The sequence below is a fragment of the Streptomyces sp. V4I8 genome, assembly GCF_041261225.1.
Classification (GTDB): Bacteria; Actinomycetota; Actinomycetes; order Streptomycetales; family Streptomycetaceae; genus Streptomyces.
Map to the genome: position 1 here is coordinate 4,173,994 of NZ_JBGCCN010000001.1, position 18,654 is coordinate 4,192,647.

At 70.6% G+C, this 18,654-nt stretch carries 10 protein-coding genes and 1 pseudogene; 6 read left to right on the forward strand and 5 right to left on the reverse strand.

The features are described 5' to 3' along the window. The first annotated feature begins 158 nt into the window (after nucleotides 1-158). On the forward strand, nucleotides 159-1,139 hold the full coding sequence (gene galE, locus ABIE67_RS18960; protein WP_370258974.1) for a UDP-glucose 4-epimerase GalE: 981 nt from the start codon (nucleotides 159-161) through the stop codon (nucleotides 1,137-1,139). 55 nt (nucleotides 1,140-1,194) lie between these two features. Here galE and ABIE67_RS18965 read toward each other — a convergent pair whose 3' ends face one another. Next, a complete protein-coding gene (locus ABIE67_RS18965; RefSeq protein WP_370258976.1) occupies nucleotides 1,195-2,022 on the reverse strand; it encodes a hypothetical protein in 828 nt (275 codons plus the stop codon). A gap of 328 nt (nucleotides 2,023-2,350) precedes the next feature. Here ABIE67_RS18965 and ABIE67_RS18970 point away from each other — a divergent pair. Next, nucleotides 2,351-3,288: pseudogene (locus ABIE67_RS18970) on the forward strand (ADP-ribosylglycohydrolase family protein). Between the two features lie 9 nt (nucleotides 3,289-3,297). Here ABIE67_RS18970 and ABIE67_RS18975 read toward each other — a convergent pair. Beyond that, on the reverse strand, nucleotides 3,298-3,942 hold the full coding sequence (locus ABIE67_RS18975) for a response regulator (protein WP_370258979.1): 645 nt from the start codon (nucleotides 3,940-3,942) through the stop codon (nucleotides 3,298-3,300). Nucleotides 3,943-4,024: 82 nt separating this feature from the next. Next, nucleotides 4,025-4,651 (reverse strand): TetR/AcrR family transcriptional regulator, encoded by a 627-nt coding sequence (locus ABIE67_RS18980; RefSeq protein WP_037796892.1) that lies wholly within the window; start codon nucleotides 4,649-4,651, stop codon nucleotides 4,025-4,027. Between the two features lie 461 nt (nucleotides 4,652-5,112). On the opposite strand from ABIE67_RS18980, the gene ABIE67_RS18985 reads away from it, so the two are divergent. From ABIE67_RS18985 to ABIE67_RS19000, 4 genes are all read left to right on the forward strand, one after another. After that, nucleotides 5,113-6,036 carry an ABC transporter permease gene (locus ABIE67_RS18985; RefSeq protein ID WP_370258985.1) on the forward strand — a complete coding sequence of 308 codons (924 nt, stop codon included), beginning with the start codon at nucleotides 5,113-5,115 and terminating at the stop codon, nucleotides 6,034-6,036. Next, on the forward strand, nucleotides 6,029-6,880 hold the full coding sequence (locus ABIE67_RS18990) for an ABC transporter ATP-binding protein (protein WP_370258986.1): 852 nt from the start codon (nucleotides 6,029-6,031) through the stop codon (nucleotides 6,878-6,880). Before ABIE67_RS18985 ends, ABIE67_RS18990 begins: the two co-directional genes overlap by 8 nt. A gap of 125 nt (nucleotides 6,881-7,005) precedes the next feature. Continuing rightward, nucleotides 7,006-9,423, forward strand: coding sequence for a CDP-glycerol glycerophosphotransferase family protein (locus tag ABIE67_RS18995; protein WP_370258988.1), 2,418 nt, complete (start codon nucleotides 7,006-7,008; stop codon nucleotides 9,421-9,423). Continuing rightward, complete coding sequence (locus tag ABIE67_RS19000) at nucleotides 9,420-11,081, forward strand: glycosyltransferase family 2 protein (protein ID WP_370258992.1); 1,662 nt, start codon at nucleotides 9,420-9,422, stop codon at nucleotides 11,079-11,081. The genes ABIE67_RS18995 and ABIE67_RS19000 overlap by 4 nt, the downstream gene beginning before the upstream one ends. A gap of 159 nt (nucleotides 11,082-11,240) precedes the next feature. Here ABIE67_RS19000 and ABIE67_RS19005 read toward each other — a convergent pair whose 3' ends face one another. Continuing rightward, the gene (locus tag ABIE67_RS19005; RefSeq protein WP_370268725.1) at nucleotides 11,241-12,740 is read right to left on the reverse strand and encodes a hypothetical protein; all 1,500 of its coding nucleotides are present in this window, start codon (nucleotides 12,738-12,740) and stop codon (nucleotides 11,241-11,243) included. A 129-nt stretch (nucleotides 12,741-12,869) separates the two neighbouring features. Next, a complete protein-coding gene (locus ABIE67_RS19010) occupies nucleotides 12,870-17,807 on the reverse strand; it encodes an NAD-glutamate dehydrogenase (RefSeq protein WP_370258995.1) in 4,938 nt (1,645 codons plus the stop codon). Between the last annotated feature and the right edge of the window lie 847 nt (nucleotides 17,808-18,654).

Sequence of the window (18,654 nt, forward strand, 5' to 3'; positions counted from 1 at the left end):
AACACGAACACGGACACGGACACGGACGCAGACGCAGACGCATACGCCGGCGCAGACACCGAATACCGACACCGAACACCGACACCGAACACCGACACCCCGGCCACGGACGAGCCGGGCTACTGACCACAGGCCCACTGATGAGGGGACGGCCGCACATGACCTGGCTGATCACCGGCGGCGCCGGTTACATCGGAGCGCACGTCGTACGGGCGATGACCGAGGCGGGCGAGCACGCCGTGGTGTACGACGACCTGTCCACCGGCATCGCCGACCGGGTGCCCGACGGCGTCCCGCTGGTCGTGGGCTCGACCCTGGACGGTGAGCGCGTGGCCCGTGCCCTGGCCGACCACGGCGTGACCGGCGTGGTCCACCTGGCGGCGAAGAAGCAGGTCGGCGAGTCGGTGGACCTCCCGCTGCACTACTACCGGGAGAACGTCGAGGGCCTGCGCGTCCTGCTGGAGGCCGTGACGGCGGCGGACGTACCGTCCTTCGTCTTCTCCTCCTCGGCGGCGGTGTACGGCATGCCGGACGTCGACCTGGTGACGGAGGAGACGCCGTGCGCGCCGATGTCGCCGTACGGCGAGACCAAGCTGGCGGGCGAGTGGCTGGTCCGCGCGACGGGCCGCGCGACGGGGCTGTCCACGGCATCGCTCCGCTACTTCAATGTGGCGGGCGCCGCCGCCCCCGAACTCGCCGACACCGGTGTCTTCAACCTCATCCCCATGGTCTTCGAGAAGCTCACCGAGAACGCGCCCCCGCGCATCTTCGGCGACGACTACCCGACCCCCGACGGCACCTGCATCCGCGACTACATCCACGTCGTCGACCTGGCCGAGGCCCACGTGGCCGCGGCCCGCGCCCTGCAGTCCTCCCCCGGGCACTCCCTGACCCTCAACATCGGCCGGGGGGAGGGTGTCTCGGTCCGCGAGATGATCGACATGATCAATGCCATCACCGGCTTCGACCGCCCCCCGACCGTCACCCCCCGCCGTCCCGGCGACCCGGCCCGCGTCGTCGCCTCCGCCGACCGCATCGCGACCGAGCTGGGCTGGAAGGCCAAGCACGATGTGCAGGACATGATCGCTTCGGCTTGGGAGGGGTGGGTGCGGGTGCATCCGGGGGCGGCGCGGGGTTGAGCGCGGGTTTCGCGCGCGGCTTTCGCGCGCGGCTTTCGCGTCCGGTGCCGGCCCGTCAGTGGTCAGGCTTTTTGAGTTGCGGACGAGCGGCCTGCGTCCGTGCTGTGCGCCAACGTGACCGGCCCTGTTCGACCACGCTGTCCCACTGTCGGCGGACCTCGTTGTCGGAGGGGCGTCGGCCCTCACGGATACGGCTCAGCTCGTCTCGTACCTCTCGCCCGAGTGTCGCCGACGCGACGAGGGCGAGCATGACTGCGAAGAGGGCCGAGAGCATCGCGAAGACGGCACCGACGACCCCGTACCGTGAGACGGAGGAGTTGAAGAGGCGAGGCAGATAGACGGTTGCGCCCACGGACCAGGCCGCCACCAGAACGGCCGCGGTGACACCGAAGGGGATCAGGTCACGCCAGACGATGCGCTTCGCCGACAGAACCCAGCCGCTCCAGACGAGGAACGCGGCGTTCACCGGGACCTGGCACGCCAAGGCCCCCAGCCCCAGCCCGTACCCCTTGCCGAAGACCGCGGAGAGCCAGCCGGTGAGCACCGTGTAGCCGACAAGGGTGAGGATCCACCACAGACCGTTCCGCGTGTTGCGCACGCTGAGAGGCTCGAGTTCCCACGTCTGCTCGAACAGCCGCTGCGAGGCTCGCGCGAAGCTCAGCACCGAAATCGTCAGGAAGACGAACCCGAAGACGCCCGCTCCTGCATCCGTGTCCTCAGCAGGGGCGAACAGGGAGTTGACCGCCTTGGCCCCCTCGCCGGTGAGGCCGTAACGCTTGATGATCCGCTCCGCGGCGTCGTAGTGCACAAGATTGCTGAGAACGGCGCCACTCAGAATGGCGAGCGGCACCAGCGCGGTGAGCGCACTGGACGCCAGTGCCATCGAGCGGTCGAATCCCGCGACCTTCTGAAAGCGGTTGACGACACGCAAGGCGAACGCAGGACGTAGCCAGAACGTCAGCGTCCTGACGAGGCGCTCTCGAGTGATCCTCGCCGTCCTGCCCTCCGTGAAGGTCCGAGCCTGTGCGGAGGCGCGAGCCTAATGGACGGTCAGGAGGGTGGTGAGGGGCGACACGGGGCGACACGTCCGCTTCACTCAATGGGCTGTCAGTATCGCTTGACATGCTCAATGCCCCTTACCACCACCCCCGCCGCCCTGCGCACACTCCTCGCCACCCTCAAGAACGGCAACGACCTCCCCGGATGACCAGATGATCACCCCCTCCCGAAAGAACCGCGCCCTCGGCGCAGTCATCGGCTCCGCCGTCGGCGACGCCCTGGGCGCGCCCTTCGAGTTCGGGCCGGAGGACGCCTTCTCCGCCCGCTTCCCGAGGCCGGGCCACGGCGGCGAGATGTGCGGGGGCGGCGGCTGGGACCCCGGCGAGGCCACCGACGACACGCAGATGGCCGTACTCGTCGGCGAGTCGCTGCTGGAGTGCGGCGGGCTCGAACTCCCCGACGTCTTCCGGCGTTTCCAGCGCTGGGCGGCGGCCGAGCCGAAGGACATCGGCCTGCAGACGGAAGCCGTACTGAGCAGCGGCGACCCGTGGGACATGGCAGCGGCGCTGCACTTCCAGGTCAGCCAACGGGCGGCGGGAAACGGGGCGTTGATGCGGGCGGCGACGTCCGCCGTGTACTTCTCCCGCGCCGGCCGCGAGGCCACCATGGGCTCGGCCCCCGACTCGCCGCCCTCACGCACGGGGACCGCGCGGCCTGGGAGGGCACGGCCGTCTTCCACGAACTGGTCCGGGTCGCCCTCGCCGGAGACGACCCCCTGGCCGCCGTCCCGGACACCCTCACGGCCGTCCACCCGGACCACCGCGAGCGCTACGCCACCGTCCTCGCCCCGAACTGGCACCCGGACCAGGCCACCGAGTTCAACGGCGCCGTCTGGCCCTGCCTCGGCTCCGCCGTCTGGGCCCTGCGCACCACGTCCTCCTACGAGGACGCCGTACGCGCCGCCATCGACCTCGGCGGCGACACGGACACGGTCGCGGCCGTGACCGGCGGGCTGGCCGGGGCGGCGTACGGCATCGACGCCGTGCCGGAACGGTGGAGGGTGGGGCTGCGTGTGCCGTTGCCGGGGTTTGGTGAACGGGTGGTGCGGGTGGGGGAGTTGGCGGAGCTGGCCCGGCGGTTGGGTGGATGAGCGACTGGCCTACGAGTTGTTCAGATACATCAGCACAGCCAGCACCCTCCGATGCCCACTGTCACTCTGCGGCAGCCCCAGCTTGAGGAACACGTTGCCGATGTGCTTATGGACCGCGCGTTCCGTGACGACGAGGGTCTTGGCGATGGTCGCGTTGTCGTGGCCCTCGGCCATGAGGGACAGCACCTCGTGCTCGCGTGGGGTGAGGGAGTCGAGGGGGGAGTCGCGGCGCCGGGTCAGGAGTTCGGTGACGACCTCGGGGTCGAGGGCGGTGCCGCCGGCCGCGACCCGCTCCAGCGCGTCGAGGAACTCGTCCACCCGGCCGACCCGGTCCTTGAGCAGGTAGCCGAGGCCGCTCGCGCCGCCGGCGAGCAGTTCGGCGGCGTACGACTCCTCGACGTACTGGGACAGGACCAGGACCGGCAGGCCGGGGAACTCCTTGCGCGCGGCGAGGGCGGCGCGCAGGCCCTCGTCGCGGAAGTTCGGCGGCATCCGTACGTCGAGCACGGCGGCGTCCGGGCGGTGTTCGAGGAGCGCGGGCAGGACCTCGGGGCCCGTCCTGGCGACGGCCACCACCTCGTGTCCGGCCGACGTCAGGAGGAGGACGAGGCCCTCGCGCAGCAGGGCGTTGTCCTCGGCGATCACGACTCTCACGGCAGTTCCGCCTCTACTCCGGTCACCGTACGGGTGCGGTGGCGCCGCCTCGATCAGCCGGCTGGCGCTGCGCGCAGCCTACTCACAGCGCCTTGAGCGCCTGCGTGGTGGACCGGGCCAGGGCGTCCAGGTAGCCCTTGGGCAGCTTCGGGCTGCGGGCCACGACCATCCGCCAGTACAGCGGGCCCGAGATCAGGTCGAGAGCCAGCTCGTCGTCGAGGCCCACGCGCACCTCGCCGCGCTGCTCCGCCCCGACCAGGATCTTGCTGGCGACACCCTCCTGCCCCTGCTCCAGCGCCTTCTGCAGCGCCTCGGCGATCTCGGGGTTGCGGGCCGCCTCCGCCTGGAGGTCGGGGATGATCTGCGAGACGACGGGGTGCCTCAGGGCGCGCGAGGTGACCTCGTACAGCATCCGCAGGTCACCCTCCAGGGAGCCCGTGTTCGGCGTGGGCAGCCCCATGACCGCGACCGCCGACACCACGTCGAGCACGAGGTGCAGCTTGGAACGCCACCGCCGGTACACCGCGGTCTTGCCGACGCCCGCGCGGCGCGCGATGCCCTCTATCGACATCCGCGCGTAGCCGACGGCCGCCAGTTCCTCGAAGACGGCCGCCCGGATCGCCTCCGTCACGTCCTCGCGGAGTACGGCCGCCCCGGCGGGGGTCCTGCGGCGCGGACGCGTCTGAGGCTGGTCGGCGTTCGTCGTCATGCCAACCAGCATAGGGCGTTGCGACGATACGGGCCCGTCCCTACGTCAACGTCGGACGTCAACAGACCAGACCTCAACTGACGTCAACGACTGTCCGGCCACAGGCTCGCCAACGTCCCGACGGAACGGGCTCGTCGCTACGCCGCCCGGCCGCTGCCCACCGCTGCCCGCCCGCTCGGGTACCTACCGACCGACCGCCAGCCCCCAGTTCGCCTGCGTTCCGTTCCCATTCCGACGCTACAGACCCGTCCCTACGCCGACCGCCCCCTCCCCTGGGCCACCTGTCGCCAACGTCACGACGAAACGGTTGCGTTCCGACGCCCCCACGACCTACGCTCACGTTGCGACGATACGGTCTCGTCCCGACGTAGAAAAACGTGAAGAGTACCGTAAGGAAACGACGGGCGACCGAGACACCAGCCGGACGCACACCCCCACTCCCCCGAACGAAAGCAGCGGATGTGAGCCAGGCCCTCCACACACCGCCCACCACGGTCCCGGCCCCACCCCCCGAAACCGACCTCGCGGCCCTCGCCGCCCGGCACGGGCTCTCGGTCAGTGGCGCCCGCCCCTCCCTGCCCGAGTACGTTCGCGAGCTGTGGGCGCGCCGCCATTTCATCGGGGCGTTCTCCACGGCGAAGCTCACGGCCCAGTACAGCCAGGCGAAGCTCGGTCAGGTCTGGCAGGTGCTGACGCCGTTGCTGAACGCGGCGGTGTACTACTTCATCTTCGGCAAGCTGATGGGCACCAGCCGCGGCGTGCCGGACTACATCCCGTTCCTGGTGACGGGCGTGTTCGTCTGGACGTTCACCCAGAGCTCGATCATGGCGGGCACGCGCGCGATCTCCGGGAACCTCGGCCTCGTACGCGCCCTGCACTTCCCGCGGGCCGCGCTGCCGATCTCCTTCGCGTTGCAGCAGCTTCAGCAGCTGCTGTTCTCGATGGCGGCCCTGGTCGTCATCCTGCTCTGCTTCGGCATGCCGGTCACCGCCTCCTGGGCGCTGACGATCCCGGCGCTGGTGCTTCAGTCCACCTTCAACGCCGGCGTCGCGATGATCATGGCCCGGATGGGCGCGAAGACACCGGACATCGCCCAGCTGATGCCGTTCGTGCTGCGTACGTGGATGTACGCGTCGGGCGTGATGTTCAGCATCAGCCACATGATGGCCAAGCACACGGACACGCCGTCCTGGGTGACCTCGGCCTTGCAGGCCAACCCGGCCGCCGTCTACATCGACCTGATGCGCTTCGCACTCATCGACAGCTTCCACGGCGACCAGCTTCCGCCGCACGTGTGGGCCATCGCGACGGGCTGGGCGCTGCTCGCCGGAGTCGGCGGCTTCATCTACTTCTGGAAGGCTGAGGAGACGTACGGCCGTGGCTGACAACACCAGCGAGAACATCCCCACCGTCATCGCCGACGGCGTCGACATCGTCTACCCCGTCAACGGCACGGGAGCCGGCCGCGGTTCCGCCACCGCCGCGCTCAACCGCATCCTGCGCCGCGGGCAGGCCGAGAAGGCGGCCGGGGTGCGGAAGGTGCACGCGGTCAAGAAGGTGTCGTTCGTCGCGTACAAGGGCGAGGCCATCGGCCTCATCGGCACCAACGGTTCGGGTAAGTCGACCCTGCTCAAGGCGGTCGCGGGCCTGCTCCCGGTCGAGAACGGCCGTATCTACACCGACGGCCAGCCCTCCCTCCTCGGCGTGAACGCGGCCCTGATGAACGACCTCACCGGCGAGCGCAACGTCCACCTCGGCGGCCTCGCCATGGGCATGTCCCGCGAGCAGGTCAAGGAGCGCTACCAGGAGATCGTCGACTTCTCCGGCATCAACGAGAAGGGCGACTTCATCACCCTCCCCATGCGCACGTACTCCTCCGGCATGGCGGCCCGCCTGCGGTTCTCCATCGCCGCGGCCAAGGACCACGACGTACTGCTGATCGACGAGGCGCTGGCGACGGGTGACCGTTCGTTCCAGAAGCGCTCCGAGGCCCGGATCCGCGAGCTGCGCAAGCACGCGGGCACGGTGTTCCTGGTCAGCCACAACAACAAGTCGATCCGCGACACCTGCGACCGCGTCCTGTGGCTGGAGCGCGGCGAGCTGCGCATGGACGGGCCGACGGACGAGGTGCTGAAGGAGTACGAGGCCTTCACGGGTGACAAGCCGGCCAAGCCGAGCCCGAAGCCCAAGGCGAAGCCCGCGCCCGCCCCCGCCCCCGTTCCCTCGTGAGGCGTAACTTCGGACCACCCTTTCATCCCATTGATGCCACTATGGCCGAGCAGGGTGCGCCCGGCGCGCTCGAGTGGTGCGCGCGGCAGTAGGTGCGCGATGGAGCAGGTGAAGGAGTCCCCGCGATGCCCGAGCTCAGCGTCGTCGTCCACGGACCGAACACCCAGGACCGGCTGACCGGACTCCTCGCTTCCCTGGCCGCGCACCCCCACCCCGAGGTCGAGGTGATCGTGGCCGCGGTGGGCCCCTGGGCCCGGGAGACGGCCGAGGAGTACGCCCCCGACATGCTGGTCCTGCCCCTGCCGGACGGGACGGACGACGCCGCGTCCCGGTCGGCGGGGGCGGCCCGGGCCTCCGGCCGCTGGCTGCACTTCGTGCACGCCAAGGACGGGCTGCCCGTCGGCGGCCCGCGCCTGGTCGCCGAGCGGGCCGCGGAACTGCCGGACGAGGTGGATGTGCTCCTCTTCGACCACGTCCGCTCCACCTGGGAGACCTCCGGCCTCCCCTCCTCGGACGGCCCCCGCCTGGCCCGCGCGGGCCGAGCCGCCCACCTCCTCGACGACATCGCCCGCAGCGCGCTCCGCATCACGCCCCTCCTGGGCAACCGCGCGCTGCGCACCTCCTTCTGGCAGGCGCACGAACCCGGACTCACCACCCCCGACGAGCCGTACGCCGCCTACGCCACCCTCCTCCGCGCCGACCGCATCGCCGCCCTGAACCAAGTGGCGTACGAGCACCATGAGCTGCGCCCCGAGAGCCTCCCCCCGGTCACCCCCGAGAAGCACTACGCCCTCGTCGACCGCTACGAAGCGCTCCTCGCCCGCGCCCAGACCCGCGCGGCCTCCCGGCCCACCGCGGTCCCCACCGTCGCACCGGCCGAATCCGCAGGCGCAGTCCAATCCACAGGCCCTGCCGAATCTGCGGGCCTTGCCGAATCCGCAGGCCCAGCCCAATCCGCAGGCCTTGCCGAATCCGCAGACCCCACTGAACCCGCAGGCCCCGGCCCCGCCACCCCCACAGGCTCCCCCGGCCCCGCCGGCTCCCCCACCCCCACATCCCGGGCAGTCCACGCCGTCCTCTACGACGTCATGGTCCACGACTGCCTGCGCACCTTCGCCCGCACGACGATGCCGGACCCGGTGGCCAGGGAGTTCTTCCGCCGCGCGGCCGAGGCGGCCGTCCGCCGACGCCCTCCCGGGTACCGCCGCCCCGCCGGCCCCGAGGGCATCCGCCGCGCCCTCCTCGAGGAGAACGCCTACACCAGGTACCGCGCCTTCCAGGCCGCCAACCGCGCCCGCCGCGCCACGAAGTCGGCCGTACGAAGCCGCAGGCGCCAGGTCGCCGCCGCCCTCGGCGACCACCACTACCGCAAGTCCCTGTCCCGCCCGGTCGACCCCGGCCTGGCCGTCTTCGCGGCGTACTGGAACCGCGGAGTGGCCTGCAACCCGGCGGCCATCGCCGCCAAACTCACCGAACTCGCCCCGCAGATCCACCCGGTGTGGGTGGTGACCCCCGAGCACGCCCCCCTCCTCCCGCCCCACACCGACCATGTGCTCCCCGGCACCCGCCGCTACCGCGAGGTACTGGCCACGGCCAAGTACCTGGTCAACAACGTCAACTACCCCAACGCGATCGTGAAGCGCCCGGACGCCGTCCACCTCCAGACCCACCACGGCACCCCGCTCAAGCGCATGGGCGTGGACCAGATGGAGTTCCCGGCCGCGGCCAAGGGCCTCGACTTCGAGGCCTTGCTCGCCCGTATCGACAAGTGGGACTACAGCGTCTCCGCGAACAGCCACTCCACCCGGATGTGGGAGCGCGCGTACCCCTCCCGCTTCACCTCCCTCGACTACGGCTATCCGCGCAACGACGTCTACTACACCGCCACCGCGGCCGACATCCGGACGATCCGCGACCGCCTGGGCATCCCCCCGGCCCACCGCGCCATCCTCTACGCCCCGACCCACCGCGACTACGAGGCCGGCTGGACCCCCCGCCTCGACCTCGCCACCCTCGCCGACCAACTCGGCGAGGACACGGTCCTCCTGGTCCGCGGCCACTACTTCTACGGCGGCACGCCGTCCCCGCTGACCGCCCTGCGCCGCACCGGCCGGGTCATCGACGTCTCCGCCTACGACCCCGTCGAGGACCTGTCCCTGGCGGCGGACGCGCTGGTCACGGACTACTCGTCCATCATGTTCGACTACGCCAACCTCGACCGCCCGATCGTGGTCTACGCCGACGACTGGGAGACGTACCGCTCCACGCGCGGCGTCTACTTCGACCTGCTCGCCGAGCCACCCGGCCAGGTCGCCCGCACCCAGCGGGAACTGGCGGAGATCCTCGCCACCGAGGCATGGCACGACGAGGGCGCGACCAAGGCCAGGGCGGCCTTTCGCCGCCGATTCTGCGAGTACGACGACGGACGCGCCGCCGAACGGGTCGTACGCCGGGTGTTCCTGGGCGAGAGCGAGGACGCCCTGCCACCGGTGATCCCGCTGGAGGAACGCACGCCGGCGCCCAACCCTCGGGAGGCGGCATGAAGCCGGACGTCACGGTCACGGTGATCGTCTACAACGACGCGGCACGCCTCCCCCGAGCCGTTGAGTCGGTGCGCCGGCAGACCCACGCCAACATCGAGATCCTCATCAGCGACGACCACTCGACGGACGAAACCCCGGAGGTGGCCCGGCATTTGGCCTCCCAGGATCCTCGCATCCTGCACCTCCGCCTGCCGCAGAACAGCGGCGGCTGCAGCGCCCCGCGCAACCGTGCCCTGGATATCGCCCGGGCGCCGTACGCGATGTTCCTGGACAGCGACGACGAACTCACGGACAACGCGGTCGAGTTGCTCCTGTCGGCCCACCGTGAGCGGGAGATCGACTTCGCGATGGGTGCGGTCGTGCGGATCCGGGAGGACAGCGGCCGTCGTACGAAATGGATGCCGCACCTGGTCGCCGAGCGCCGCACGGTGATCGGCGTCGAGTCCGAACCCCGCCTGCTCTTCGAGCACCTGTCGACGAGCAAGATGTACGCCCGCGCCTTCCTGGACCGCTACGACCTGCGGTTCCCCGAGGGCATCCACTACGAGGACCAGTTGTTCTCGACCCAGGCGTACTGTCTGGCCAAGGAGTTCACGATCATCCCGGAGCCGGTGTACCGCTGGCACATCGAGCCGTACGCGGCCACGGAAGCGGCATCGATCTCCAACCAGCGCCACAAGCTGGACAACGTCCGCGACCGCGTCCACGTCCAGCGCCTCATCGACGACTTCCTCGTCGAGAGCGGACACGGGTGCCTGCGAGAGGACAAGGACTACAAGTTCCTCAAGCACGACTTCCGGATGTACGCCGGAGACCTGCCCTACCGCGACGAGGAGTGGCTGTCCTCCTTCGCCGACATCACGACCCCCTACCTGGAGACCCTCTCCCCCGCCGCCTACGCCCGCCTGCCCCGCATGGAACGCGTCGTCCTCCAGCTGGTCCGCGAACGCCGCTTCTCCGAGGCCCGCCTGGCCGCACGGGGCCTGGGCCGCGCCGTGGCGCCGCGGCAGGTGACGCCGGACGCGGAGGGGCACCTGTACTGGGGCGAAGGCATCCCCACATCCACCTGGGCCCGCCGCGAACTGGACGTCTCCGACCTGGAGCTGGACACCCGCCCCTTCCGCAGCGCCCAGTTCCGCCACGAGATCACCGAGCTCACCCGCGGCCCCGGCGCCTCGATCGACCTCACCATCCGGACCTACGACCCCGGCCTGCGCCTCCCGGTGGGCCCCCACCGCGCCGGCCTCCTCATCACCCCCGGCCGGCAACGCCTCAAGGTGCCCTTCCGCCTCACCCCGGTCCGCCCCGGCGTCTACGAGGGCCACGTCCACCTCGACCTGGCAACGGCCCCCGTCCCCCACCACGGCTTCGCCGGCGTCCGCCACCCCCTCCTCCGCATCGAACACCAGGGCCAACCCCACACGGCCGTCCTCCTGGCCCCCCTCTCCTTCCCACCCCTGACAACCCGCATCAACTACCACACCAGTACGGCCCCCCACCGAGTAACCATCGAAGCAGAGGGCCGCGGCCCCGGCCGCCTCCAGATCCGCTGGCAACCGGTGGGCGTCACCGCAAGGCTGGTACGCCCGGCGGTACGGCGCGTGGCCCGCCCGAGGGTGAGACGAGCGGTCCGCCTGATGAGAAGCGCGCTGCGCTAGGCCTTTCAGCCCGTCCGGCGTTTGAGGACGAGGCCGCAGGCCGACAGCGGGGGTCCAGGGGGAGGCAGCCCCCTGGCGGGGTCGAAGGGGCGGAGCCCCTTCAAGGGATGGGACGGGTAGGGGCGGCGGGGGCGAAAAAACTCAGCGCCGCCACAGCCCTCACCGCACCACCTCATACAACACCTGCCCCCCGGGCCCCCGAGCCACCACCCGCAACCCACCCCACACCACACCCCCCCGATCCACCACCCACCGCACCCCGTACGCCCGCACAATCCCCCGCCGCGCCCCCTCCCCCGTCCCCACCGCGAAGTACCGCCGCACATCGGCCACCCGCCGCCCCTCATCCGGCAGGAAGAAGTCGGGGTACCCAGGCGCCACGGTGTACGCCCCGTACGCCGGAATCTGCCGCGCCGGAAACGTCCGCGCCATGACCACATCCCCGTACTTCACCCACGGCTTCACCCAGTGGTACCCCACCCACGGCGCCCGGTACTTCGCCGCGACCACCCCCGGCAGCACCCCACGCGGAACGACGTACCCCACCGTCCCGACCTGCGTCCAGGCCCCCACCACCAGCGCCCCGGACAACACCCCCACCCACACCCCACGCCACGACCCCCGCACCTCCACCGCCACCAACGCGGCAGCGACCTGCGCGGGGATCAGCACCGCGGGCAGGGCCCTCCCCCACGAGTAGTGCCCACTCATCCCGCCGAGCACCACGACCCCCACCCCCAGCGCGAAGAACAGCACCAGCGGATCCCTGCTCCACCCTCCTGCCGCCCGCCCTCGCCAAGCCCGCACCGCCAGCGCCACCACTCCCACCAGCACCAGCCAGTACCGCCCCACCAGCCCCCGGTACAGCCCCCGATGCACCGACTCCAGATCACCGCCGGCCCCGACCAGCGCGAAGAAGTCGTAGTACGGCCACGCCCACAGCACCGCTACCCCCACCAGCGCTCCCGCCGCCGGCCGCAGCCACACCGCGCCTCCCCCGGCCCGCGCCGCGACCACCGTGGCCAATGCCCCCAACGTGGCCACCACCCCCGAGAACTGATGGCACAGCAGAATCGCCGCCCACAGCCCACCGATCCCGGCCCACACCCCCCACCCGGCCTCCGCACGCACCGCACCCGCCAGCCAGGCCCAGAAGTGAAAGGCCAGCCCCAGCGCGAACACACTCGGATACGACACGGTCAACGCCAGCGAGTTCAGCCCGAGGAACCCGCTCCAGGAGAACAGCGACGTCCCCCAGAGAAACACCAGGCACAGCACGGCGACCGCGGGCGCGGCCCGCTGCGCGCTCAGCGTCCGCACGTACCGCCACACCCCGCTGACCAGCAGCCCGAGTCCCACGACCGCACCGATCCGCAGCACGACGAAGACCGAGAACCCCGTCACCCGGGCGACGCACCCGAGCACCAGCGTCCACGGCGAGTAGTACGGACTCGGCGTGTCCGCGTCAACAAGGGGATTGCCGGGGTCCACCAGGCTGTGCCGCAGACGCTCGACCGTCGCCGCGTGCATACCGAGGTCGCCGGCCCAGGGAAGCCGGACGATCACCAGCAGGAGCAGCACGACGACCAGTGCGGCGGCGGCCTGCGGAGCGACCGTCGGTCTCCGCAGCGCTGTCGTTCTCCGCAGCGCGGCCCGCATCGTGCTCACGCGAGCACTGTAATTCCCGTTTTGCCCCAAATGTGCGAGCGCCCCGGACTGTCACAGTCCAGGGCGCCCTGACGCACGTACGGCCGGTACGGCTCGCTCGGCCGGTGAGAACCGTACGACCTACGTGTGCGACCTCAGCAGCGTCCGCATCGTCCGCATCGCCACCGACAGGTTGGCCAGGTCGAACGCCTCCGACCCCTGGATCTCCTCCAGTGTCGTCCGCGCCCGCCCGAGGATCGCCGCGTTCTTCTGCTCCCACGCCTTGAAGCGCTGCTCGGGCGTCGCGGTGCCGTTGCCGGCCGCCAGGACGTCCGAGGTCAGGGCCGCGTGGGCGGCGTAGAGGTCCTCGCGGATGGAGGCGCGGGCCATGGACTGCCAGCGGTCCGCGCGGGGCAGCTCGATGATGCGGTCCATGAGCTGGGTGATCCGCAGGCGGTCGGCGAGGTCGTAGTAGACCTCGGCGACGTCCATCGGGTCCTTGCCCACGCGGTCGGCCACCGAGACGATGTCCAGCGTCGGGAAGGCGGAGGAGAAGCCGGCCACCCGCGTGGCCAGTTCGGCCGGGACGCCGACGCCCGTCAGCTCGTCGTAGATCTGCTGGTACCACTCCAGGTCCGCGCCCTTGAGCAGCTTCGGCAGCTGCGACCAGACCTGCTCGACACGGTCGGCGAAGAAGTCGATGGTGTCGGCGAGCTCCAGCGGCTGCGGCCGGTTGTTGAGCAGCCAGCGCGTGCCGCGCTCGACGAGACGGCGCGAGTGCAGCCGGATCCGCGTCTGGACGGCGGCCTCGACCTTGTTGTCGAGCGCCTCGACCGCGTCCCACACGGCCGCCGAGCGGAAGATCGCGCGGGCCACCGTCTGCGCCCGGACGATCTCCTCCAGCGAGGCACCGGTCTCCTCGCGCAGCCGGTGCAGATACGTCGTACCGCCCGTGTTGACCGTGTCGTTGACCAGCACGGTCGTGGTGATCTCACGGCGCAGCGGGTGACTGACGAGATGCTCCGGGAACCGCTCGCGCAGCGCGGTCGGGAAGTACGCGTGCAGCAGGGTGCTCAGGTACGGGTCGTCCGGCAGCGAGGTGTGCAGCAGCTCCTCGGCGACCGTGATCTTCGTGTACGCCATCAGGACGGCCGTCTCCGACCCGGTCAGGCCGTGGTCGGCGCCGAGGCGTTCGCGGATCTGGCGGTCGGTGGGCAGGAACTCCAGCGCCCGGTCCAGGTGCCCCTCCCTGACCAGGTGCTTCATGAAGCGCTGCTGGGCGTGGAGCATGGCGTTGGACTGGGCGAGGGCGTTGGCGATCGCCGTGTTCTGCGCGTAGTTGTTGCGCAGGACCAGCCGGCCGACCTCGTCGGTCATCTCGGCCAGCAGCTTGTTGCGCTGCTTGACCGTCATGTCGCCCTCGGAGACCAGGCCGTTGAGCAGGATCTTGATGTTCACCTCGTGGTCGGAGGTGTCCACGCCCGCGCTGTTGTCGATGGCGTCGGTGTTGATCCGGCCGCCGTGCAGCGCGAACTCGATCCGGCCGAGCTGGGTCAGACCGAGGTTGCCGCCCTCGCCGACGACCCTGACGCGCAGGTCGGCGCCGTCGACACGGATGGCGTCGTTGGCCTTGTCACCGACGTCCGCGTGGGACTCGGTGGAGGCCTTCACATACGTACCGATGCCGCCGTTCCACAGCAGGTCCACCGGCGCCTTGAGGATCGCCTTCATCAGCTCGGCCGGCGTCATCTTGGAGACCTTGCCCTCGATGCCGAGGGCCTCGCGGATGTGCGCGTTGACCGGGATCGCCTTGGCGCTGCGCGGGAAGACGCCGCCACCGGCCGAGATGAGGTCGGTGTTGTAGTCCTCCCAGCTGGAGCGGGGCAGCTCGAAGACGCGGCGGCGCTCGGCGTAGGAGGTGGCCGCGTCGGGCTTCGGGTCGATGAAGATGTGCCGGTGGTCGAAGGCGGCGACCAGGCGGATGTGCTCGCTGAGGAGCATGCCGTTGCCGAACACGTCACCGGACATGTCGCCGATGCCGACGACCGTGAAGTCCTCGCTCTGGGTGTCCACGCCCAGCTCACGGAAGTGCCGCTTGACGGACTCCCAGGCGCCGCGGGCGGTGATGCCCATGCCCTTGTGGTCGTAGCCGGCCGAGCCGCCGGAGGCGAAGGCGTCACCGAGCCAGAAGTTGTACTGCTCGGCGACCCCGTTGGCGATGTCGGAGAAGGTCGCGGTGCCCTTGTCGGCGGCGACGACGAGATAGGTGTCCTCCCCGTCGTGCCGGACGACGTCCGCCGGGGGCACGACCTCACCGGCGACCATGTTGTCGGTGATGTCGAGCAGCGCCGAGATGAAGGTCTTGTAACTCGCGACACCCTCGGCGAGCCACGCGTCCCGGTCCACGGACGGGTCGGGCAGATGCTTGGCGACGAAGCCGCCCTTGGCGCCGACCGGCACGATGACGGTGTTCTTCACCATCTGCGCCTTGACCAGGCCGAGGATCTCGGTCCGGAAGTCCTCACGCCGGTCGGACCAGCGCAGGCCCCCTCGCGCGACCTTGCCGAAGCGCAGGTGCACGCCCTCGACGCGCGGCGAGTACACCCAGATCTCGTACGCCGGGCGCGGCGCGGGCAGATCGGGGATGGCCTGCGGGTCGAACTTCATGGAGACGTAGTCGTGGTGCTTGCCGCCCGCCGCCTCCTGGAAGAAGTTCGTGCGAAGCGTCGCCTTGATGACGGTGAGGAAGGACCGCAGGATCCGGTCCTCGTCGAGGCTCGCCACCTGGTCGAGCGCCGCGTCGACCTCTTCGAGCAGCGCGTCCACGATCTCGCGGCCGGCCGCCTGGCGGTCCGGCGACATCCGCGCCTCGAACAGGGAGACGAGGAGGCGGGTGGTGTGGACGTTGTTGCGGAGGGTGTCCTCCATGTAGTCCTGCGAGAAGGTGGAGCCCGCCTGGCGCAGGTACTTCGCGTACGCCCGCAGCACCATCGCCTGCCGCCAGGACAGCCCGGCGCTCAGCACGAGGGCGTTGAAACCGTCGTTCTCCGCCTGGCCGGTCCAGGTCGCGGCGAAGGCCTCCGAGAACCGCTCGCGCGCGTCGTCGCCGAGGTGGTCCCCGGCGCCGCCCGCCGTCTTGGGCATGCGCAGCCCGAAGTCGTAGATCCACGCGACGCTGCGGTCGGAGCAGCGCAGTTCGTACGGCCGCTCGTCCACGACCTCGACGCCGAGCCGGCTGAGGACCGGCAGGACGGCGGACAGGGAGACGGCCGCGCCCTTGCGGTAGATCTTGAACCGGCGCTCCTCGGGGGCGGCGCCGACCGGCTCGTACAGGCTCAGCGAGAAGTTGTTGTCCTCGGTGAGCTGTTCGATGTGGACGAGGTCGGAGACCGCGGAGCGCGGGGTGTGGTCGGCCTTGTAGCCCTCGGGGAAGGCGTTGGAGTAGCGGCGCAGCAGCTCGGCGGCGCGCTCCTCGCCGAGCTCGGCGTTCAGCGCGTCGGCGAAGCCGTCGGCCCAGGAGCGGGCGGCCTCGACGAGCCGCGCCTCGATGCGCTCCTTGTCCGCGTCGCTGAGCTGCGGCAGCTCGGTGCCCTGCGGGACCCGGACGACGAAGTGCAGCCGGGAGAGGATCGACTCGGTGTTCCAGGCGGTGAAGTCGACGCTGGTACCGCCGAGCTCCTCCTTCAGGATGTCGATGATCCGCAGCCGTACGCCGGTGGTGTAGCGGTCCCGGGGGAGGTAGACGAGGGCGGAGTAGTAGCGCCCGTACTCGTCCTGCCGCAGGTAGAGCCGCAGCCGACGGCGTTCCTGCAGGTAGAGCACGGAGGTGGCGATGCGCTGGAGCTCGGGGACGGGGGTCTGGAAGAGTTCGTCGCGCGGGTAGGTCTCCAGGATCTGAAGCAGGTCGCGCCCGTCGTGGCTGTTGGGCGAGAAACCGGCCACCTCCAGCACCTCCTCCACCTTGCGCCGGATGACGGGCACCCGGCGGACGGACTCGGTGTACGCGGCCGAGGAGAACAGGCCCAGGTAGCGGCGCTCGCCGACGACCTCGCCGTTCTCGTCGAACTTCTTCACACCCACGTAGTCGAGATACGACGGCCTGTGCACGGTCGCCCGGCTGTTGGCCTTGGTGAGGATGAGGAGCTTGTGCTCGCGGGCCTTGGCGCGGGCGTCGGCGGGCAGCCGCTCGAAGGACGGGCTGACGGGATGGGTGTCGCCCTCGGCGTGGTGCGGGTCGGCGCGCAGGATGCCGAGGCCGGTGCCCGGCACGGCGGCCAGCGAATCGTCTTCGCGCAGCTCGTACTCGCGGTAGCCGAGGAAGGTGAAGTGGTCGTCGGCCAGCCAGCGCAGCAGCTCGCGGGCCTCCTCGACCTCCTGCTCACGCAGGTCGGACGTGGGCTCCTGGGGCAGTTCGTCGGCCATGCGCAGGGCCGCGTCCCGCATCTTGCTCCAGTCCTCGACGGCCTCACGGACGTCGGACAGGACGCGGAGCAGGTCGGCGGTGATCTGCTTCAGGTCGCTGCGGTCGGTCTCCCGGTCGAACTCGACGTGGATCCAGGACTCGGTGTGCGTGTCGTGCGCCAGCTCACCGGCGGGCGGTGCGCTGAACACCTCGATGAGCTTGCCGGTGACGTCGCGGCGGACGAAGACCTGCGGGTGGATGACGACATGGATGCCGCGCCCCTGCCGCGTCAGCTCGTTGGTCACCGAGTCGACCAGGAAGGGCATGTCGTCGGTGACGACCTCGACGACGGAGTGGCTGCAGGTCCACCCGTTCTCTTCCACGGTGGGTGTGTGCACCCGCACGTTGGCCGTGCCCTGGGGGCGGTTCTCGGCCAGCCGGTAGTGCGAGAAGGCGGCTCCGAAGATGTCGACCGGGTCGCGGTCGCCGAGGTCCTCCGGGGCGGTGTGCAGGTAGTAGCGCTGGAGGAACGAGAGCACGGTGTCGTGGTCCGGGGTGCCGGGGCTGCTCTCGTCCGTCGTCCCAGTCGGTAGGTGCCCCCCGACCGGGCTGTTCTCAGCTACCCGGGCGGCCCTCTCGAGCAGCTCGGCCTTGGCTTCGTCCAGCTTGGTCTGCATTGTCCTCTGGCTCCTGTCGCGCGCCGTTGCGTGACGTAGAAGGAATTACGGTCTCTTCCCCTCCGGTGTAACGCCGCGACGCGGGGTGTCCGGTCTGCTTCGACGCTATGCCGCAAGGTGAGATGAGCGGGGATATATGAGCCAATCTTGAGCTGCCCAAGGGGTGTGACGCTGCTCTCTGCGACGTCCGGGCCCGGGGTGTGTATGACGTCCCGGGGGCCCTTACGCCCCCCTCCCGCCCGCGAAGACCAGCGATCGCCGCCCGGTCACGGATGTCGTCCGTGGTCCCCGGGCGCAGGGCAGGGGCAACATCGCCCCCGCGAGCTATCGCGCTGATCACGCCACTAAGGCTATCGCTCCTTACAGGGGGCCCGTCATGAGCCGTATGTGTACAAAACCGGGGGTGGAACTTTGACGTTCTGCACAGGGGCAAAGGGGGCGGGAAGGGCGTAACTGGCGGGGTGGGGTGTGGAGGGGGAGGCTGGGGTGTGGGACCGAGACGGCGGCCGAGCCAGGACACCGAGCCGGAGGCAGGCCATCCGGAGGCAACCCGTGTCCGAAAACAGCGGTGAACCGAAGCCGCCGGGAATCGCCCACCCTCGCCGCGGCAGCGGCAGCGGCGAACGACTCCGTGGCGCGCGTGGCTGGGGGCAGTCGTGCCGCTGGGGCGGCGCCCGTCCCACCGAGGCGGCACCCCGTGAGCGCCGGGCTGCGCGACCCACCCCGCCTCAGCCGCAACGCCGTGCGCCCGCCAAAACACCGGCCCCCGAAACCCACGCCCCCCCCCCCGGCGCCCTCATGCCGCCCAGCCCCTTGGCAAGACCCCGCCCCCGAGGCACGTTGCCCC